General features: G+C 54.9%; 21 protein-coding genes and 1 riboswitch. Of the genes, 2 read left to right on the top strand and 19 right to left on the bottom strand.

The genetic code is table 11. The features are described from left to right. Window positions 1-70: 70 nt before the first annotated feature. The 16 genes from MJ257_RS05840 to MJ257_RS05765 all read right to left on the bottom strand — a co-directional run bounded on the left by MJ257_RS05840 (window position 71) and on the right by MJ257_RS05765 (window position 15,773). On the bottom strand, window positions 71-643 hold the full coding sequence (locus MJ257_RS05840; RefSeq protein WP_240268351.1) for a hypothetical protein: 573 nt from the start codon (window positions 641-643) through the stop codon (window positions 71-73). Next, on the bottom strand, window positions 633-2,459 hold the full coding sequence (locus MJ257_RS05835; protein ID WP_240268350.1) for a sensor histidine kinase: 1,827 nt from the start codon (window positions 2,457-2,459) through the stop codon (window positions 633-635). The genes MJ257_RS05840 and MJ257_RS05835 overlap by 11 nt, the downstream gene beginning before the upstream one ends. Next, on the bottom strand, window positions 2,456-3,136 hold the full coding sequence (locus tag MJ257_RS05830) for a response regulator transcription factor (protein WP_240268349.1): 681 nt from the start codon (window positions 3,134-3,136) through the stop codon (window positions 2,456-2,458). The genes MJ257_RS05835 and MJ257_RS05830 overlap by 4 nt, the downstream gene beginning before the upstream one ends. A 207-nt stretch (window positions 3,137-3,343) precedes the next feature. Beyond that, window positions 3,344-4,627 carry an ABC transporter permease gene (locus MJ257_RS05825; protein WP_240268348.1) on the bottom strand — a complete coding sequence of 428 codons (1,284 nt, stop codon included), beginning with the start codon at window positions 4,625-4,627 and terminating at the stop codon, window positions 3,344-3,346. Then, the gene (locus tag MJ257_RS05820; protein WP_240268347.1) at window positions 4,620-5,525 is read right to left on the bottom strand and encodes an ABC transporter ATP-binding protein; all 906 of its coding nucleotides are present in this window, start codon (window positions 5,523-5,525) and stop codon (window positions 4,620-4,622) included. Before MJ257_RS05820 ends, MJ257_RS05825 begins: the two co-directional genes overlap by 8 nt. A 38-nt stretch (window positions 5,526-5,563) precedes the next feature. After that, window positions 5,564-6,490, bottom strand: a complete 927-nt coding sequence (locus MJ257_RS05815; protein WP_240268346.1) for an ABC transporter ATP-binding protein — start codon at window positions 6,488-6,490, stop codon at window positions 5,564-5,566. Further along, entirely contained in the window at window positions 6,490-6,903 is a 414-nt protein-coding gene (locus MJ257_RS05810) for a GntR family transcriptional regulator (protein WP_240268345.1), read from the bottom strand. The genes MJ257_RS05815 and MJ257_RS05810 overlap by 1 nt, the downstream gene beginning before the upstream one ends. A 45-nt stretch (window positions 6,904-6,948) precedes the next feature. Beyond that, entirely contained in the window at window positions 6,949-7,671 is a 723-nt protein-coding gene (locus MJ257_RS05805; protein WP_240268344.1) for a hypothetical protein, read from the bottom strand. A gap of 226 nt (window positions 7,672-7,897) precedes the next feature. After that, entirely contained in the window at window positions 7,898-8,362 is a 465-nt protein-coding gene (locus tag MJ257_RS05800) for a DUF420 domain-containing protein (protein WP_155607281.1), read from the bottom strand. 139 nt (window positions 8,363-8,501) lie between these two features. Next, a complete protein-coding gene (ctaG, locus tag MJ257_RS05795; RefSeq protein WP_240268343.1) occupies window positions 8,502-9,455 on the bottom strand; it encodes a cytochrome c oxidase assembly factor CtaG in 954 nt (317 codons plus the stop codon). A 186-nt stretch (window positions 9,456-9,641) separates the two neighbouring features. After that, entirely contained in the window at window positions 9,642-9,962 is a 321-nt protein-coding gene (locus MJ257_RS05790; protein WP_240268342.1) for a cytochrome C oxidase subunit IV family protein, read from the bottom strand. 3 nt (window positions 9,963-9,965) lie between these two features. Further along, window positions 9,966-10,592 (bottom strand): cytochrome (ubi)quinol oxidase subunit III, encoded by a 627-nt coding sequence (locus MJ257_RS05785; protein WP_240268341.1) that lies wholly within the window; start codon window positions 10,590-10,592, stop codon window positions 9,966-9,968. Then, on the bottom strand, window positions 10,589-12,439 hold the full coding sequence (gene ctaD / locus MJ257_RS05780; RefSeq protein WP_240268360.1) for a cytochrome c oxidase subunit I: 1,851 nt from the start codon (window positions 12,437-12,439) through the stop codon (window positions 10,589-10,591). Before ctaD ends, MJ257_RS05785 begins: the two co-directional genes overlap by 4 nt. 98 nt (window positions 12,440-12,537) lie before the next feature. Continuing rightward, the gene (gene coxB / locus MJ257_RS05775; RefSeq protein WP_240268340.1) at window positions 12,538-13,596 is read right to left on the bottom strand and encodes a cytochrome c oxidase subunit II; all 1,059 of its coding nucleotides are present in this window, start codon (window positions 13,594-13,596) and stop codon (window positions 12,538-12,540) included. 1,094 nt (window positions 13,597-14,690) lie between these two features. Continuing rightward, entirely contained in the window at window positions 14,691-15,446 is a 756-nt protein-coding gene (gene map, locus MJ257_RS05770; RefSeq protein ID WP_240268339.1) for a type I methionyl aminopeptidase, read from the bottom strand. A 138-nt stretch (window positions 15,447-15,584) separates the two neighbouring features. Further along, window positions 15,585-15,773, bottom strand: a complete 189-nt coding sequence (locus MJ257_RS05765; protein WP_059042463.1) for a hypothetical protein — start codon at window positions 15,771-15,773, stop codon at window positions 15,585-15,587. Between the two features lie 259 nt (window positions 15,774-16,032). Between MJ257_RS05765 and MJ257_RS05760 the strand changes: the two genes are divergently transcribed. Together MJ257_RS05760 and MJ257_RS05755 are read left to right on the top strand one after the other, a co-directional pair. Next, a complete protein-coding gene (locus MJ257_RS05760) occupies window positions 16,033-17,199 on the top strand; it encodes an MGDG synthase family glycosyltransferase (RefSeq protein WP_240268338.1) in 1,167 nt (388 codons plus the stop codon). 59 nt (window positions 17,200-17,258) lie between these two features. Next, window positions 17,259-17,597, top strand: a complete 339-nt coding sequence (locus MJ257_RS05755; protein WP_240268337.1) for a DUF4870 domain-containing protein — start codon at window positions 17,259-17,261, stop codon at window positions 17,595-17,597. A gap of 23 nt (window positions 17,598-17,620) precedes the next feature. Here the strand turns inward: MJ257_RS05755 and MJ257_RS05750 are convergent, their stop codons facing one another. The 3 genes from MJ257_RS05750 to MJ257_RS05740 all read right to left on the bottom strand — a co-directional run bounded on the left by MJ257_RS05750 (window position 17,621) and on the right by MJ257_RS05740 (window position 20,314). Continuing rightward, the gene (locus MJ257_RS05750; protein WP_240268336.1) at window positions 17,621-18,988 is read right to left on the bottom strand and encodes a nucleobase:cation symporter-2 family protein; all 1,368 of its coding nucleotides are present in this window, start codon (window positions 18,986-18,988) and stop codon (window positions 17,621-17,623) included. A 29-nt stretch (window positions 18,989-19,017) separates the two neighbouring features. Next, a complete protein-coding gene (locus tag MJ257_RS05745; RefSeq protein ID WP_240268335.1) occupies window positions 19,018-19,614 on the bottom strand; it encodes a xanthine phosphoribosyltransferase in 597 nt (198 codons plus the stop codon). 176 nt (window positions 19,615-19,790) lie between these two features. Further along, window positions 19,791-19,890: riboswitch (purine riboswitch) on the bottom strand. Window positions 19,891-20,008: 118 nt separating this feature from the next. Next, the gene (locus MJ257_RS05740; protein ID WP_240268334.1) at window positions 20,009-20,314 is read right to left on the bottom strand and encodes a hypothetical protein; all 306 of its coding nucleotides are present in this window, start codon (window positions 20,312-20,314) and stop codon (window positions 20,009-20,011) included. Between the last annotated feature and the right edge of the window lie 48 nt (window positions 20,315-20,362).

Here is a 20,362-nt window from a genome sequence, read left to right as displayed (position 1 = left end):
GAAAAATAGTCGGCCAGGTGTAAACCGTCCTGGCTGACTATCTTATCAAAAAGTGCTTTATTAATTCCTTTTATTTCAACGTAATCTCTTTCTCCCAGGTCAATTCCTGGCCCTGCTCATTGCCGAATACGAAAGTCACCTTCCCTTCTTCGCCTTTCATTTCATCGGGATACAGAAATCCCATAAACTGCCCGTCCCCGCTGATATAGAATCCGTCTCCGCCGTTTTGCCCGTGCTGGATCGCTTCCTCCAGCGTATTGACGATGTCGTTTTTCCCGGATGTCCAATGAATCTCCTTCAGCATATAACCCTCCGGCGCTTTTTTGACGGTGAAGTCAAAGCCTCCCCCTTCCGCAAGCGGTTTGGGCGTCTGGTCGATGACGATCAGGATATCCCCGTTCGCGGCACCGTTCGCATCGGCTGGGTTATCGTTCGTATCCCCTTGATTGTTGCCCGTAGCCGTCTCATTGCCCGAAGTTGCTGAGTTATCCCCCGAATCGGGTTTGGCCGGAGTTGGGGCGTTGACCCCAGCCGTATTCGATGGCGCATTCTGGTTCTGCCCCGCAGATTCATTGCCGCAGGCGCTCAGCATCAGCACCGCCGCCAGGGCTGACGTCAAAAGTATCCTTGTTTTACGTTTCATCATGAGTTTCTCCTCCGTTAAAGGTTTCTTTATCTGATAAGGTAAAATAGAAAGCTACACCTTGCTTGGTATTCAACGCTCCATATTCACTGCCATGCAGCTCCAGGATATGCTTGACGATTGCCAGCCCCAGTCCGGTCCCGCCGGACTTGCGGTCCCGCGAACGTTCCGCCCGGTAGAAATGGTCCCAAATCCGGGCCAGATCCGCCTCGGCAATGGATGGGCCGGCATTTTCAATCGTTGTTGTAATTGTTCCCCCATCGTCCCGGTGCAGCGCGATGTGAATCGTACTCTGCTCCCGGGCATGGCGAACGGCGTTGCTTAATAAATTCAGGAGCACCTGCTCGATCCGCCGCGGATCGGCCCAAGCCGTAACCTCGCTCTGACCATAGTGCAGTTCACCTTCCCCGCTGCTCTGCGTCAGTTCGATTCGAAGCCCCTTCGCTTCCAACTGCGGGTTGAAGGACTCGCTTACCCGCTGAACGAGGCCGGTCAGGGAGAAACTACGGGGGGACAGCTGCACCTTCTTCACCTCAAATTTGGACAACTCCAGCATATCCATAATCAGGGCGTTCATGCGGTCGGTTTCGCTGACGATCAAGGCCAGATAACGCTCCTTCTTGTCGTCCGCTACGCCATCCTGAAGGCCTTCCGCAAACCCCTTGACGATGCCTAGCGGCGTCTTCAGCTCATGCGAAATATTGGCGATCAGCTCTTTGCGCAGCTCTTCCGCTTTCCGCTTCTCCTCCACGTCTTGCTGCAATTGACGGTTTGCACGGGTCAGCTCCTTCAACGCCTGATCCAAATTGCGCGACAACCGCGCCAGATGACGGGACAACTCGCCGAACTCATCCTTTGACCGGACCTCCGGCACCGCGGAGAAATCCAGCTCCGCCAGCCGGGCCGCCGCGCGATTCAGAGCGAGCAGCGGACGGGAAACGATCCGCGAGAAGATCAAGGACAGCAGCACCACCAGCACGACGATCAGGGGGGCCAGCACAATCACATACCGCCGGAGAATGTTCACGGCCTCGCCGACCGGCTGCAGCGAGCTTAACGCAACCATGTAATGCGGGCCGGTCCGGCCTTCGTTTGCGAGCGGCTGCAGCAGCACGGCGTATTCGACGCCGCTCCACGAGTCCCGCCATTCGAATCGAACGGGTTCCCCTTGGAGCAGCCGGGTTTCGGAGGACGAACCGTCGGGGGGTTGCGCCCTCCAAGCTTGGACTGCATCATCGATCAGCGTATCCTGGTAAAAGGGATTATAGGAACGGGAGTTTAACTCCGGCAACAGGAGATCCGTCACTTCGCCCTCCGCCCGCACCAATCCCGAATCGGGCTCAACGCTCGCCTCCGCCGATAAATGGATGTCGACGGGATTCATGATCATGTCCCGTTCATCCATAAACATCCCGTCGACCGACAGTCGATCGCCAATCTTTACCTGCGGGATCGACTCCCTTGTCGTTCCTTCGCTCGGAATCACGACTTTGATCAGCTTCCCGCCCGGCGTCCGCAAATCAATGGAATAGGGTTCATAATGGAGCTGGGCAAACTCCCGACCCAGAATCGCGATGCTGGCGTCATGCCGGTTCATGAATTCGCCCAGCAGCCGGGACACTCGCCGCTCATCGTCCGGATGCTCGCCATATGCCTCGGCAAAGCTCCCCATGCTCCCCGCCAGACTGCTAATTTTAGTTCCCCGGTAGAACCGCTCGAAGAACAAGCCCTCTGCCGCCATTACGACCAAAAAGGCAAGCAGGACCAGCGCCGAGGTGACGATGAACAATTTAAAAACGACGCTGTGCCTTCTCATGGATTTGTATCGAATTTATAGCCTGACCGGATCACAGTAGCGATGTACCGGCCTTCGTCTCCCAGCTTGGCTCTTAATTTTTTGATATGGGTATCCACCGTACGAGAATCCCCCAAATAATCGTAACCCCAAACCGCATCCAAAATGGCCTCCCGGCTCAGCACCTTGCCGGCATGCTTGACCAAAAAGATCAGCAACTCATATTCCTTGGGCGTTAAATTCACCGACTCGCCCTTAACGGTAACGACATGCGCCTCCCGGTTGATCGCTAGATCGTCGAAAACTTGCGTTTCGCTGTCCCGGCCAACCGTGCCTTCCTTTCTTTTCATCAAAGCGGTGGCCCGTGCAACGAGCACTCTCGGGCTCAGCGGCTTCGTCACGTATTCGTCGGCTCCCAGCTCGAATCCGAGCAGTTGATCGTCGTCTTCGGCCCGGGCCGTCATGATGATGATCGGCACATCCGATTTGCCGCGAATCCGACGGCACACGGACCAACCGTCCATCTCGGGCATCATGATATCCAGCACGACCAGATCGACGGCGGTTTGCTCGAACATTTCGAGCGCAATCCGGCCGTTTTCCGCTTCATGCACTTCCCATTGCTCTTTTCTAAAATAATCGGTGATAAACTCGCGCATCAACGCGTCGTCTTCCACCAGCAATATGCTTCGTTTCATCCCGGCATCACCTATGCTCGTATTCTGGCCTTCCCACTACACTTCTATGAATTCGGGCCGCACCTCCATTCCTCCTTGCAAAACCAAGTATAGCAAAGCGATGTGTCCGCCGCGTGAACTTGGGGTGACCAAGAAAAAAAGAGGCCTTCCGCTTATCGCGGAAAGCCTCCCACTCTCAAATCAGGATGCGCTGTGGACAGCCCTTCCTTAAATCTTATACGCCTTCATCGCTTTACTCAGCTCTTTGAAGGTTGGACGTTTCCCGTACAGCAGGACGCCGGTGCGATAAATCTTCGCGGACAACCAGCCGAACAGGAAGATCGCAATGGCCAGGACGACCAGCGAAACCGCGATTTCCCAGATTGGCGGCTCCCCGATGCCAACCCGCACGATCATCGATACCGGAGAGACGAACGGGATGAAGGAGCTTACCTTCATGAGCAGCGAGTTTGGCGTGCTCAGGCTGAAGATCCCGATATAGAACGCCGCCAGCGACAGCATCGTGATCGGCATGACCGCTTGCCCCAGCTCTTCGGTCCGGCTGACCAGCGAGCCGATCGCGGCGAACAGCGTGGCATACAGGAAGTAGCCAAGGACATAGAAGACCAGGCCGAGTACTAACACTTCCACGCGGATGTCGGACAGATGGAGGTTGAAATCCGCTAATACGGGTTGATTATACGGCAGCGAAATGTTGATCGCGATCACGCCGGCGAAGATGGCAATCTGCAGCAATCCAATGAAGAACATGCCGAGAATCTTGCCGAACATCTGCGCCAGCGGCGACACGCTGGTAATGAGAATCTCCATGATGCGCGAGCTTTTCTCCGCGGTAACCTCGGCGGAGATCATATTGCCCGTCATCATGATCGTCATGAAGAACAGGATGATCAGCACGTACACGATCACGAAGTTAATCGCGCCGGTCTCCTCCGATTTGTTCCCGGTTTCGCTTCCGCCCGATTCCGGCGAAGCTTTCACCGCATCGATTTGCACCGGCGCGCTCAGCGCGGCGATCTGTTCATCGGTCAGCATGCCTTTGGTCAAATACCCCGCCTTAACGTTCTGCAATGCGGCCTGCAGCGCGGTTTGCAGTCCCATGCCCAAGCTGTCTTTCTTGGAGGTATAGGTCACGGCCGGGAAAACGCCGTCGTCGCCTTCGGCAAATTGCAGATAACCATCGATCTCCCCGGCATCGATCGCCGCTTGCAGCTTCGCCTTGTCCGCTTGTTCGTATGGAACCAGCGTGTAGCCTGCCGCCTGCTGCTTCTCCGTATAGGCCTCCAGCGACTTGGCTAGCTCTGGCTGCCCTTCGTAAACCAGCCCGATCTTGGACGGTTGATCGTCCCCGCCGGTAAACTTATCGATAAAATAAGGTACGTGCAGCCCGATCGTCACGAGCAGAGCCAACACGAGCGTAGTAATGATAAATGATTTCGTTCTGACTTTATTCATAAAAGTAAAGCCGACGACCGTCCCCATTTTATTCATTCGACTCACCTACCTCTTTAATAAAGATCTGATTCAGCGTGGGCTCCTTGATCTCGAAATGTTCCACTTCGCTGACCTCCATCGCTTTACGCAAAATCTCCTGCGCTGCCGATACCTGCGAGATCCGCACCAGATAGCCGCGTTCTTTCCGCTCGACCCTCTCCACGCCCGCGATACGCTCAAGCCCCGACACCTCTCCGGCGGTATGCAAGAGCACCTCTTCGCGGGGATAACGTTTTTTGATCTCCCGCAAATTGCCCTGCAATACGGTGTTCGAACGGTGCAGAATCGTGATGTTTCGGCACAGCTCCTCCACATGCTCCATCCGGTGGGTGGAGAACAGGATGCTGGTGCCTTGGTCGCGTAGCTCTTTCACTGTCGCTTTCAGCAATTCGACGTTAACCGGATCCAGCCCGCTGAACGCTTCGTCCATGATGACGATTTTCGGTTTATGGACGACCGCGGCGATAAAGCCCATTTTTTGCTGGTTGCCCTTGGACAACTCCTCGATTTTCTTGTCGTAATATTCCGGCACTTCAAATCGATCGAGCCAGTACTTCAAGCTCTTGTCGGCTTCCGCCGAAGACATGCCGCGCAGGCGTGCCAGGTAAATGATCTGGTCGCTGACTTTCACCTTCGGATACAAACCGCGCTCTTCCGGCAAATAACCCATTTGCGCTTGCAGCTCCCGGCCGTAAGGCTTGCCGTTGTACAAGATCTTACCGCCATCCGGATAGATCAATCCCAACACCATTCGCATCGTCGTCGTTTTGCCGGCGCCGTTTGCGCCCAGCAAGCCGTAAATCTCGCCTTCCTCCACTTGCAGCGAAATGTTGTTGACGGCCGTTTTCTCGCCAAATTGCTTCATTACGTTGTCTAAAACCAATGGATTCGCCATATTCCCTCTCCTTCTTCTATATGGAATCATTTATGCCATTAAACTATTGCCGCTTCCGGTGCCGGCTTCACCGGCGGATGACCTTGAATCCATAACTGCAAAATTTCGTCCAGTTCCAGGCTGCGGGTTTGCATCACCTGCAAACCTTTGGCCTCAAGGCTTCGCTGCAGTTCCCCTTCATGCTGCTCCTGCACGACCAGCTTGGTTACCGATGGGCCATCCACGCAGAGAATCGTTCCTTCCGGCAAATCCCCCGGCGAGCATCCGCCGCTGCGGATCCAAATTTCCTTCCAACTGCTGAATAAATGGTCCTTCTCAGCCATCCCTAACACCTGTCCCTGGTGCATCAATGCGATGTAGTCGGCTAGTCGTTTCACTTCCTCGACGACATGGGTCGCGATCAAAATCGTCATGTCCTCGCCGGCCATGAAATCCCGAAGTTCATCGATCATGCACTTCCAGGCGAAGGGATCCAGACCTGAAGATGGTTCGTCGAGCAACAGCAGCTTCGGCCGGGCGGCTAACGCTGCCGCGATTTCGAATTTACGCCGCTCCCCTTTAGACATCCGATTCAATCGCTCTCGCCTCGGGACCTCGAACCGGTTCATTAATTCCTCAAAGAGCTTGTCGTCCCACGTCGGATACCAATGCGACCGGAACCGGGCTGCCCGCTCCGCCGTCATAAAATTCTCTTCCGGTTCGGGCGCTTCGGGGACATATCCGATTTGCTGGCGCAGTTCGATCGGAATCATGCCGGAGAATCCTTGCCCAAACCAGCGGATTTCACCTTCATCCGGCTTAAGCGTCTGCTGGATCATTTGCATCATCGTACTTTTTCCCGAACCGTTAGGTCCGACCAAAGCGACGATATACCCCTTCGGCACTTGCAGATGCAGCGGTCCGATCGTCTTGCGGCGCCCCTGTTTGAGTGCCCCGATCAGCTCGATTGCCATAGGTTGTTCCATTAGTCCGTTTCCCCCTTGCTTTGCGACGAATCATATTTCTGCTTCACGATTTGCAAAAACAGCTGCTTAAGCTCCTCCGCCCCGTATTGCAGCGATTGTCCGGTATCGACGGCTTTTTCGAGCGCTTCCTTTACCACCGCGGTGCGGTATTCGTCGCGTTCGCCCGCGCCGACCTTGGCGACGAACGTGCCCGTTCCCTGCTTGGTCCGAAGGAGACCCTCGGTCTCCAAGTCTTGATAGACCCGCCGTACCGTAATCACGCTGCAGTTTAAAGCGCCGGCGAATTCCCGGATCGAAGGCAGCAACGTTCCTTCTTCGATTTGCCCGCTGACGATCAGCGCCTTGAGCTGCGACTCGATCTGATGATACAGCGGCGCGGCGCTATTTTCGTTAATTTGAATGGGAATCCACACCTTTCTTGCTCACCTCCGCCTTACTCCCGTAATTCCGTGCCACATTTAGGCCAAATCCCGCTTCGTCAGTTTTCGCAACGTCACCGAGCACAGTAAGGCCAATCCCAGACTGCCTCCGGCTAAGGACCCCCACATCAAAGGCGACAGGAGGACGTAACGCCGGGAGTTATCCAGGGTGAATGACATTAGGTTGCCGCCGAACCAATTCGTAACGAATGCAACCACCCCAAGCACCAGCATGAGCAGGAACGTTAACCATAAATAAACGGTGCCTTTCATCAGAAGCTCGCAGTAGATGAATAACCCGTTGATCAGTAACCCGTAACCGACCCAGGTGAAGCAAAACGCGATAAAGGCTCCAGCCTCGAGCGCGCTGCCATTCATCAGGTACGTTACGAGATAAAAGCCGCCGTAGAACAAAATGCCGTTCAGCAGCATCGCTGCCCCCAACTGGATCAACCTGCTTCGGATCACCGTTTTCAAAGGAATCGGCAACACGTGGTAAAAACGAAGCATTTGGGTATATGAATCTTCCTTAATGTAGTTAAATGATCGCCGCGTGAAAAAGAATCCCGTAAACGGAACCATCATCAGCATCAGGAAGTCGCTCATCGGATTCATCACGTAATGGGTCTCTTCCCGAGCCCCCACCAGGGAGCCGAGCATCAGCGTGACGTACAGCATGAAGATGACGTTCCAGATCAGAAACAGGCGATCGTTTCGCAAATCCTTTTTGAAAATAACCCAAGCGTCTTTCCAACTGTCCAAGTCCATCAACCTCTTTTCAACCCTATCGCCTTCAGTTCGTGATTTGCGCTCGTCGACCGGGTTTGATAATCACTGTGCTTACTGTTTATATCTTTATACACAGTATAATCTGTGCTCATTTCCATGTCAACATTTTCCTTAACCCACACAAAAAAAACGCCAACAGCGCGATTCTACAAGAATCCGCCATTGGCGCTTCGCATGTTTATCTTATTCCACCGGTATCCTACGCACCCAAGATGACTTCCCATACCGGTTTCGTATGACCACCCGGATACATCAGGTATAACAGTACGTATACGGCTACGCCGGTAATCGCCGTGCAGAACCAGATGACCGAGGTCACCCGGCCCCATTTGCGGTGTTTGGCGTATTTCGCCTTGAAGCCGAGCACCAGCGTTGTGATGCCGAATACGGCTGCTACGGTCGCCAGGACGATATGGAAGACAAGGAAGGTTTGATAATACCCCTTCAGGCTGTCCGGACCGCCCCAGGACGTATTGCCGATAAATACGGTCCGAGACATGTAGATGACGAAGAATAGTAGCGCAGCGGCAGCCGCAGCGATCATCGTTTTTTTGTGGGCTTCCCGTTTCCCTTTGATGATCAGCCCCCAGCCGATCGCTACCAGCACTGCGCTGATGACGATAAACGATGTGCTTAGCGTCGGAAATAACGTGAACAGATCCAATTTGCATCCTCCTAAATATAGACCTCATTTGGTGAGTAGGTATCCCGGTCCCGTTGAGCTGCCGCTGGTCCGAAAAAAGCAATTCCCCTTGCGGGGCTGCACTGGCGCGCGGCTGTCCGCTCGTGTCTCCCCCGTATCGTCACGGTCCGGTTTGAGGGGGCAGCGGCGGATTCAACGGCTCCTGCGGATGCGTCCTTCCCAGCATCTCCTCTTCCTCGGCGTTCTCCCGGTTCTCTTGCTTGTACCATTGGAAGAAAACATAGGCGAGCATCGACGCAAAGATGAATTCCTGAATGAATTTCATCAGAATGCCGCCCACCTGCTGATCAATATCCGGCTCGAGGTAACCAAAGAACTGCGGACCGCCGAATTGGCGAAGCAGCAGCGCGGGATCGCCAGCAACGCAATAGCCCATCGCCCGTGCCCAGATCGCGGGATCGCTGTAAGTTGCGTAAAGCGGCTCGTCCGCGAAGATGATCAATCCGCAAGCCGGCGTTAACAACACCATGTTGAGGAAAATGAAGCCCATTTTCTTCAGTCCCTGGACTCCGGCTCGTTCCGGCAGCGGATTCACCAGCGTCCACCACATCAGGCCGGCCGCTAGGAACAAGATGAAGTAATACAGCCGGTGGATGCCGAAATGCAGCATGACGTAATCATGAACAACCGGCAAATGGTAAAACGAAAATAACCCGTTAAACACCACAGCCGCCACCACCGGACGGGCCAACACCTTCAGCCTTTTCAGCGGGCTGGCAGCCAGATAAGCGGTCACTCGCCGCCAGACCCAAGGCGGCAGTCCCAGCATCAACAGCGGCGGCGCCAACAGATAGGAAAGCGCCATGCTGAGCATATGGAAGCTGAACATCATATGTCCCAGCAGCTCCACCGGCCCGCCTTGAGCCAGGTAAAGCAGCAGCATTCCGGTTACGAACAATAGCTTCCGTCCGGGTGAAACGCGGGAATCCCCCTCTGCCCATTTGTCGCCGCCCGGCCCAATTAGCACAAAGTACCCGGCCGTCGCCAGCAGCATAAAGGCTAAAAACACCGGACTCCAAACCGCCGTAAAATTAAAATATTCTAATCCCAGCACGGCAAACCCTCCTTCCGCAGCGATGTTAGTTCTGTCCAAATTGTGAACAAGCCCGCAAATACGACAAAAACGGTGACAGCGTCCCCGAGGGACGGTACCGTTTCTGTGCCAAGCCTATTATGAAATCTTGCGGTTTAACCCGCAAAAGAGGGGGCCCGCCGTCCAGCGAAACCCGCCTCTTTCCGTTTACCACCACATCCAATATAAAGCGGCGATAATCGCGGTAAATGCCACGAAAAATCCGCCGGCCATGAAGATGATCGGGATCAAATGACCTTTATCCTTCATGTGCATCCAGTAACCCAGTTGAACCAGCACCTGCAGTACCGCCATCACCAGAAGCAATATGACGGTGAACCCGGTGTTTACCCCACCGGCCGCAACCGCCGCAAAGGCGATCAGGGTCAGGACGATGGAGAAAATAAACGCGATGATATGCTTCTCCGGACCTTCATGCCGCTGGCGGTGCTTCACCGTCGGCGAGCCGTTTGATTCCTGATTAACCATCCGTTAGACCACCTTTCCGAGCAGGTAGACAACCGTGAAAATGAACACCCAGACAACGTCGATGAAGTGCCAGTAAATGGCCGACACGTAAATCTTCGGCGCCGTAACGACGGTCAGGCCTTTTTTAAAGAGTTGCCCGATGAGCAGGGAAATCCACAAAATCCCGAACAACACGTGCGCGCCGTGGAAGCCGACTAACGTGTAGAACGCCGAACTGAACGCACTTGTCGTCATCCCGTACTCTTCATGAAGTACGTACTCGGCAAACTCATAAATCTCCAGCACAAGGAATGCGAGGCCGAGCAGCACGGTTACGCCTAACCAACCCGCCAGCTTCCCTTTGTCGCCGCGATGCATCGCCTGGATGGCGAAAACGCTCGTTAAACTGCTGACCAAGAGGATAAAAGTCGCGGCTGCCGTCATCGGTAAGTTAAACAGCTCGCTGGCCGCCGGGCCGTCGGCGATTTGGTTCCGCAACGTCAGGAAGGTCGCAAACAAAGTACCAAACAGGACGGCCTCGCCGCCGAGAAACAACCAGAAGCCCAGAATTTTGTTGCGTCCTTCCAGCGTCGCCTTCTCCGGTTCATGCGGCAGCGTACCCGTTACATGCGATGTGTTTGGCGTGCTCATGCTTTGACCCCCTTCCCATTCAATTCGTCCGGTTCGATGTGCCAGCCATGATCGTCAAACAAGGAACGAAGCAGCATGCACAGGAACGTGATCGCCAGACCGATGCCAACGACGATATAGTTGTTGAACAGGAAGTTCATTAAACCGTTGCCGAAGTCATCGTTGGTGAACATAAAGCCCAGACCGGCGATGAACAAGCCTACCGACATGACGAAAGGAAGAATCGTCGGCGACGGCATATGAATCGGTCCAACCGGCTCCGCCGGGGTCATTTCCTTGTTCCCGGCCATTTTCTCTTTCCAGAAGGCATCGATGCCGCGCACCAGCGGAATTTGCTTGAAGTTATATTCTTCCGGCGGAGAGGCAATCGCCCATTCCAGCGTACGGCCATCTTCCCAAGCATCGCCCGCAACGCCTTTTGGCTTTCTCGCCGTAATGCCGATATTGACCAGGAACAAAATCACGCCAACGCCCATCAGGAACGCGCCGATCGTACTAACCAGGTTCAACAGGTCGAAGCCTTGATTCGGCAGGTACGTAAAGACGCGGCGTTGCATCCCGATAAGCCCAAGGAAATGCTGCACGAAGAATGTCAGGTGGAAGCCGATAATAAAGAACCAGAACTCCCATTTCCCCAATCTTTCATCCAGGATGCGGCCGAACATTTTCGGCCACCAGTAATGCAGACCGGCAAACAGCCCAAGCACTAGACCGCCGACGATAACGTAGTGGAAATGCGCTACAACGAAATAAGTATCATGATACTGGTAGTCCGCCGGCGCCGAAGCCAGCATGACCCCCGTAACGCCGCCCATGACGAACGTCGGGATAAATCCGGAAGCAAACAGGTTCGCCGTCGTAAAGCGGATTTGCCCGCCCCACATCGTGAACAGCCAGTTGAAGATTTTGATCCCCGTCGGAACGGCGATCAGCATCGTAGCGATGGAGAACAGCGCGTTGGCCACCGGCCCCATCCCTGTCGTAAACATGTGGTGCGCCCAAACCATGAAGCCAAGGAAGGCGATCAGGATCGTGGCGAACACCATCGAGCTATAACCGAACAACCGCTTGCGCGAGAACGTACTTACCACTTCGGAGATAACTCCAAATGCCGGCAGAATCAAAATGTAAACCTCGGGGTGACCGAAAATCCAGAAAATATGCTGCCATAACACCGGGTTACCGCCGCTTTCCACGTTAAAAAAGTTAGCGCCGAGAATCCGGTCGAACGTCAGCAATACAAGCCCAACCGTGATCGCCGGAAAAGCGAACAGGATCATCGCCGACGTGACGAACGACGTCCAGGTGAACATCGGCATCCGCATAAAGGACATGCCCGGCGCGCGCATCGTGATGATCGTCGCCAGGAAGTTAATGCCCCCGATCAGCGTCCCGAGACCGGCGATCTGCAAGCCGATCGTATAGAAGTCGACCCCGTGCGTCAGGCTGTAAGCCGAGGATGACAGCGGCGTATATGAGGTCCAGCCGGCATCCGGCGCGCCGCCCATAATCCAGCTAAGGTTCAGCAGCAAGCCGCCGAACAGGAACGTCCAAAACCCGAGGGCGTTCAGGAACGGAAACGCCACGTCCCGGGCCCCGATCTGCAGCGGAATCACCGCATTCATCAGGGCGAAGATGACCGGCATGACGCCAAGGAAAATCATCGTCGTGCCATGCATCGTGATTAATTCGTTAAATTGCTGCGCCGTCACGAAATCATTCATCGGTTTCGCCAGCTGCACGCGGATCAGCAATGCTTCGATGCCGCCGATCCCAAAAAAGAAGCCGCCCGCCACCAAATACAAAATGGCGATTTTCTTGTGATCGACCGTCGTCAACCAGTCCATTAACCCCTTGTGCCGCTTGACAGTGTGAGCATGAGCCAAGGTTTGTACCCCCTCTTTTAATTCCTATCCATCCATGCCGTCCTTTGAGGCACGCAAGATTAATAAGATAATTTGCTGTTTGCCAAGTAGTCGGCGATCGCTTCGATTTCCGCATCCGTCAGACCGAGGTCTTCCTTCGGACTAGGCATCTTGTTGCCCGGTTTCACCTTCTGCGGATCCGTCAGCCATTCCACCAAATTATCCTTGACCGGTTTGCCGTCGATCGGTTTGCCGGACGCTTCCGCATTATGTAAAATGCTCGCTACCGTCTCTCTGCTGCCGATGCCCGTCAGGTTAGGCCCGATCGGTCCGCCTTGATCGCCAACGGCGTGGCAGCTCAAGCATTGCGTTTTAAATACTTCGGCTACGGCCGGATCTTGAATCGTCTGTACCGGCGCTTTCATCGCTTCAACCCAACGGTCGAAGGACTCCTGGCTAACCGCCTTGACTTTGAATTCCATGAACGCGTGGGATTTCCCGCACAGCTCGGCACACTTCCCGAGGTAAACCCCTTCGTTCGTGGCTTCCAGCCAAGCTTTGTTGATCGTTCCGTCCGTATTCGTATCCGTTTTGCCGCCGAGCGAAGGCACCCAGAAGGAGTGCAGCACGTCAGCCGTCTTCAGCTCAAGCGCGATTTTCTTGCCCGTAGGAATAATCAAGTCCTGGGCCGTCGTGATTCCGTATTCCGGATAAGTGAACTCCCACCAGAACAAATGCGAGGTGACTTTCACCTTCACCGCATTCGCATCCTTCGAATAGTCCTCGCCAAAAGCAAATACCTTCTGCACGGTAGCAACCGCCAAGATCAGCACCAGGACCAGCGGAATGGCCGTCCAGATGATCTCCAGCTTGTGGTTGCCTTCAACTTGCTTCGGAATATCTGTTTGACCCGGCTTGCGGCGGTACTTAACCCACACGTAAGCGGCAATCCCGAATACGATCAGCATGACGACTACCATGATCGTAATCGACAGTTTAATTAGTCCGAGCTGACCCTCGGCTACCGGACCCTGCGGTCTAAGCACGGACAGGTCTTCGCGGCCGCATGCGGACAAGAGGAGCGCCAGCATGGCAAACAAAGGTGCCAGCCGCTTAACAGCCTTCCACGGTTTCATCATTGATCTACCCCACTTCTTACGTTTTCTTCCGCAGCATCACAGAGATTTCCAGCTTAAACCACTTAAAAATCTACCTGTCTATCACGGATACTACATTCCTGTCAATTACAACAATCACCTATTAAATATATGATCGAACCCCTCGTTTGTCAATGATTCAGGGGCAGTTCACAAATTGTTCAAAAATCCGAAAAGCCGCACCACGAAAGGTTTTGTTAACGTTTTCCCCGTTTCGACACCGCCTGAAAAGGCTGCCATTTTTGAACATTTCCCGGCGAATTGTGACGTTTTTTTGCTCTGCTTCATTTTTGACATTTCTTCAAACTTTATTTCATTTAATTGAAGAAAAAGCCCCCTTTTTCTGCTTGGAGATACGGACTTCAGGAGGGACATTCCATCGCAAACGGCACCTCCGTGGATCCACAGAGGGCGCGAAATGCTCGGGATGCTGTCAAAGTTGAGTTGGTGTTGGACGGTGGGCTGACGGGCTGGTGGAGAGAGCCTAGCGCCGAGTAACGGCGGAGATAGCGCGGGGCTTGTTGCCTTAGGTGCGGTGAAGTAACTGGAGTGGCATGGGGCGGGTGGATGCGAGGAAACTTGAGTTCGTTGTGACCTAGGTGCGTTGAAGTAACATGGAGTGGCATGGGGCCAGATGAACCGGGCATCTAATGGACGTATCTTATTGCTAACTAACTTTCTAGAAGTAACTCTAGCGGAACGTAATGACCTTATTTAATCATTTCCCGGCCATTTCCCGCTGTAACGGAACCCAGAGCCCTTATTGGGCTTAGATCACCAGGATTTCGCCTTGTTTATCCTAAATAAGGTCTCCTGGTTCCGTTAGAGATCGGGACATTACCAAATCCGATGAATAACGGCTCTGAGTTCCGTTAGAGTGCAGAAAGAAGGCATTGCGGCGACGGAACGTAGGCGGACGTAGGCGGACACAAGCGGCATAGGCCGGACGTAGGCAGAACGTAACGGTGCGAAATGGATACGGCGTGCTCCCCTTAAATAACCGATCGAAACCTTAGGTTTCGGAGCAACCTTATTAAAGAAAAAAAGAGAGCATTCGCTCTCTCTTTTAAATCACCCTATTCCCCGTTCGTCAGCACCAGCGGTCCGTCTTCCGTGATCGCCAGCGTGTGTTCGTAATGCGCTCCCAGACTGCCGTCCGCGGTGCGGATCGTCCAGCCGTCGTCCTCCCACAACACGGCGCCGGTATCCCCGCCGGTGAAGATCGGCTCGATCGTGATGACCATGCCCGGCTGCAGCAATACCCCGCTGCGCGGCCGGCCGAAGTTCGGCACGTCCGGCGCTTCGTGCATGGCCCGGCCGATGCCGTGGCCGATCAGCGGCTTGACGATGCCGATGTTCGCCGCTTGCGCCACGCGCTGCACCGCATACCCGATGTCCCCGATCTTCTTGCCGGGGACGGCCTGCGCGATTCCGGCCAGCAAGGCCTGCTCGGTGGTCGTGAGCAGCTTTTCCGCCTCATCGCTCACCTGTCCGATCCGGTAGGACCAGCCGGAGTCGGCCATCCAGCCGTTTTTCCCTACGACGATGTCGATCGTGACGATGTCTCCGGCCGCCAGCTTGCGGTTACCCGGGAACCCGTGGCAAACCACGTCATTGATCGATGCGCAGGTCGCAAACGGGAAGCCGTGGTACCCCTTTTGCTCCGCCGTAGCTCCCCGTTTCTCCAAAAACGACTCCACGAAGGCGTCGATCTCCAAGGTGGTCATTCCCGGCCCAATCATTTTGGCGATTTCGCGGTGGCATTCGGCCAATATCCGTCCCGCCTCGCGGATCCGCTCGATTTCCTCTTTGGTTTTTATACGTACCTTCACGTCCTGATTCTCCTCCCGCTGCCGTACGACGATTCATTTCGTGCGTTCCCGTCAATTTAATATATGTGGGAACGGACGAAAAAAACCGTCCCGAACGCCTAAGGCGACGGAACGGCGATATGCATCCATTTAAATGGTTCAGGAAACGGACGAGTCCAATTTCCCGAGCTCATGCTCAACAAGGTGGGTCAATTCCTCTTCATAGCCGCCCATAATACGATACTTGCGGACATATTCTTTCACGAACTTCTTCGGATCCTTCGGTTTGAAGATTCGGGTCATTTCCCGTAAACTTTCTTTCACTTCGTCATGACCTTTCGTTGCCATAATGATTCCCTCCCAGAACGCTTAAGGTAAATGCTGCCGAAAAGTGTAGGTTCACATTCATGAAGTCGTGCCGGCTATTCAGTTGTATGGAATGACCTCCTATTCCCTTATTGTAACATATTCAGGATCAGGTTTCAGCTTTCTTCCAAACGTACATTTTTTATCCGCTTTCCCTAATATTATTTATAAACGCGATGCGGGGGCAAACTACAAGCAACTTTATTGCCATTGCCTGGACATGAAGAGGAGTGAACCAGCCATGATTACCCGACCTCCGAAAATCATCATTTTATATGCCAGTTACGGGGATGGGCATTACCAAGCCTCCAAAGCGGTCGAAGCCGGCTTGCGGAGCAAGGGCCTGACCGACGTCACGTTGCTCGACCTGATGGCCGAGGCGCACCCGCTGATTAACGGGCTAACCAAGTTCGTGTATTTGCAAAGCTTCAAAACGATCCCCGGCCTCTACGGCTGGATCTATAACGCCACCAAGCAGATGCCGCAAGAAGCGCCGCTGCTCGAAGTCATCAATTCGTTTGGAGTCGGTAAGCTGCAGCAAACCCTAAGGGAGGCCCGTCCGGATCTCATCATCCATACCTTCCCCCAACTCGCGATGCCCCGGCTCTTGAAACGGACCGGTCAGTCGCTGCCGCTCGCCAACATCGTCACCGACTTTGACCTGCACGGACGTTGGATTCACTCCGGGGTCGACCGCTACTACGTCGCGACCGACGACATGAAGGAAGAAATGATCAACCGCGGGATTCCCGGAGATCGGATTCAGGTGAGCGGCATCCCGGTTAAGCCGGAATTCGCCCGCCGCCCACAACCCGAAGGCGAGGCGCTTCCTCCCCCCCTCCAAGGGCTGCTTCCGGGGGATTCCTCCGGTAAAACCACCGTCCTGCTGATAGCGGGAGCTTACGGTTCCATGCAAGGGGTTCGCGAGGTTATCGAACGGTTGGCCGCCTTGGAACGTTACCGAATCATAGCCGTATGCGGACGAAACCGCGAGCTTTACCGCGCGCTTCAGGACCAGTTGCCTCCCCATCCGGACGTACATCTTCTGGGATACGTCGAGCAGGTAGCCGCCCTCATGCGGATTAGCGATTGCATCGTAACCAAACCGGGCGGCATTACGTTGTCCGAAGCGCTGGCCTGCCGCTTGCCAATGTTCGTGTACCGCCCCGTTCCCGGGCAAGAGTTAAATAACGCGCGCTACCTTGCGCAAAAAGGCGTCGCCTGCATCGCCCGTACCCCTGCGGAGCTGACCGAGGAAATCGATGCCCTCTTCGGGGACGCGCATCGCCTGGCCGAAATTCGCCAAAAAATCGAAAACCTCCGTCGGCCCGAAGCCGCGGAGGTGATTGCAAACGATATTTTACAGCAGTGGTTCGCGCCCGAGCGGGCCGAGCTGGTTCTTACGTGAGAGGGCTCGTCATACATTTAGGGTAAGACAATCCTCTCCCGAAAGAAGGTATCGTCCTTATGTCCCCTTTCAAATCATCCACCGGCCTCTACGAAAACGTCGCCGGCTTCCTGTGTTACCTGTTCGCTTTTGTCGGCGGCGTCGCTTTCCTCGCCCTGGAGCGGCGCAGCCGATTCGTGCTGTTCCACGCCCTGCAGTCGGTCATGCTGTTTGGCGGCCTGATGCTGGCCCACGCCTTGTCCGGCTTCCTTCCGGTCATCGGCCTGGTCGTCAATCTGCTGCTAACCCTGCTGGGCGTAACGCTTTGGTTGGTGCTCATGCTGGCCACGCTCCAAGGCAAATGGCTGAAGCTGCCTTGGATCGGCGAACTGGCGGAGAAACAGCTGCAGCGGATGTAGTCTTTCGATCGGACCGCGCTGCTTTATGCCGTAGCTCTGGCGGTTTCGTTGGATTCGGACGATCTTTCCGCCAAAGCAGACTTGCGGTTTCCCCTCCAGCCGTTGAATAGCAGGTTCATCACGATGGCCGTAAAGCTGCCGGCGACGATTCCGTTGTCCACCAAAATCCGCAGCGCGGCCGGCAACCGGTCGAACAGCTCGGGCATCACGGTCACACCCAGTCCCATGCCGACGGAACAAGCGATGATCAGCAGGTTCTCATGCCGGTTCAAATCAACCTGGTCGCCCAGCATCCGGATCCCGGAGGACAAGACGAGTCCGAACAACGCGATCATCGCTCCGCCGAGCACCGACGTCGGTACCAGCTGCGTCAGGGCGGCGATCTTTGGCACGAAGCCGATCAGGATGAGCAGCGCGCCGGCCACCACGATCACGTCGCGGGTTTTCACCCGGCTCATTTGGACAAGCCCGACATTTTGCGAATACGTCGTATACGGAAACGAGTTGAAAATCCCCCCGAGCATGATCGCAAGCCCTTCCGCCCGGTACCCTCTCGTCAAATCCTTATCGGTAATCTCTTTATCCACGATTTTGCCAAGCGCCATGAATACGCCGGTCGACTCCGCTACGCTAACGATCGCCACCAGAATCATCGTCAGAATCGCCGAGGCGTGAAACGTCGGTTTACCAAAATAAAACGGCTGTACCGCATGAAACCAGCTGGCTTCCTGGAGCGGCGTCAAGTCCACTTTGCCGGCGAGCGCCGCCACCAGCGTCCCGGCAATCAGTCCCAGCAATACGGAGATCGAACGCGGAAAGCCTTTGGCAAAGCGGTTCATCAGAATGACGAACAGCAATACCCCGAAGCCAAGCGCGAGGTTAAGCGGGCTTCCGAAGTCGGGATTTTCGCCCGGACTGCCGCCGCCAAGATCCGAAATCGCCACCGGGATCAACGTAACGCCGATGATCGTGACGACGGAGCCGGTGACGACCGGCGGAAACAAAGCGATCAGCTTGCCGAACAAGCCGGCGAACAGAAAGACAAACAGCCCGGAAGCAATGATCGCGCCGTAAATGGCGGAGACCCCCGCGCCGTCCGTCAGTCCGATGGCAATCATCGGCGACACGGCCTGAAAAGCGCAGCCGAGCATGACCGGGAGGCCGATGCCGAACAGACGGTTCCCCCACACCTGAAGCAGCGTAGCAACGCCGCAAGCCAGCAGGTCAATGGCGATCAGATAGGTCAGCTGCTGCGCCGTGAAATTCAGCGCTCCCCCAACGATCAGCGGTACGATCACAGCCCCGGCATACATTGCCAGCACGTGCTGCAAGCCAAGCGATAAAGTTTTGAGCGGATGACGGTGTTTTTGAAAAATACGTTCGCGTTCCATATGGTTCAAGTTCCTCCTCGGGTTGATAGTTAATCGCATGAATGATTAGGTGCATCCTCGACGAAAGCCACCGCGCCGTCTTCCAGCGAGGCAATCCGAACGAGCGATTCAACGCGGTACCCCGCTTCCGTAAGCAGCCGCGCCCCCGGTTGGAACGACTTCTCGATGACAATCCCGATGCCGGCGACGGCGGCCCCGGCTTTCTCCACAACGCGAGCCAGTCCGAAGGCAGCCTCGCCGTTTGCCAAGAAATCGTCTACGATCAACACCCGGTCGTCCGCACGCAGAAACTTTTTCGACACCGTGATCTCGTTCGTCTCCCGCTTGGTGAACGAGTATACTTTTTCCACATAAATGTTATCCTTCAACGTCAGCGACTGATGCTTGCGCGCAAAGATCATCGGGACGCCCAGCTCCAACGCCGTCATGATCGCCGGGGCGATCCCCGAAGATTCGATCGTCAACACCTTCGTAATGCCTTCACCGCCAAACCGCCGGGCGAACTCGGCCCCCACTTCCTTCATCAGTACCGGATCCATTTGATGATTGAGAAACGAATCCACCTTCAATACCTGGTTCCCCAGTACGATTCCTTCTGCCATCACCTTGTCCTTCAGCAACTTCATTCCTGTTGTCCCCTCTCCACATCGATGATTTTCTAAATAGCAGCCAAACGCAAAAAAGCCCATTCCCTGAACGGAAATGGACATGTAGACAGAAAGCACACGGTGCGAGCCCGAAGAAAAAAGCGAAACCAGGCCATCAGGCGATAACCAACCTGAAGCCTCCGCTTCCCGGGCTTATGCGCAGCGTTACTTTCCGTAGTCCGATCATTCCGGTGATCAGGTAGAGACATGCAGGCCGATTCCTGCACTTATACGGAAAATTCATGGATGAGCACACAATGTTAGAAGTATAACGCATCCCGCCCGGGAAGAGGAAGAGGAATTTCGAGGGTTTCGTGAAAACTTTGCAAAGCCTCGCAAGATTGTCGCGGGGTGAATGGCGATGAACACCGGGTTAAAGCGGTTTAGGCTCCCGCGGCAAAAGGTTGGTGAGCAGCGATTTCAATTCGCCGTCTTCCTTGGAGGATTTCTCGCCCGTGTCGAGGTGGCGTACCCGGATCTCGCTGTAATCCGCGCCGGCTTCCGTCGGCTTGAACACGAGGTTTTGCCGATCCTCCAGACGCAGCTTATATCCCATCTCTTCGAACATTTGCAGAAAGTCGCTTTCGGACGGAGACTTCCCGGGATCGAGGAAAAGCAGCCCGCGCAAGCTCTTCACCTCATCCTTATGTACGACGTCAAAATGTACGATGCATTCCACGCGCTTCACGCTCCTAATCACTGGATTATGCGGTATAGCATCCCCCGC

The sequence above is a fragment of the Paenibacillus timonensis genome, from assembly GCF_022427145.1.
GTDB lineage: Bacteria > Bacillota > Bacilli > Paenibacillales > Paenibacillaceae > Fontibacillus > Fontibacillus timonensis.
This window is presented reverse-complemented; position numbering and strand designations above follow the sequence as displayed.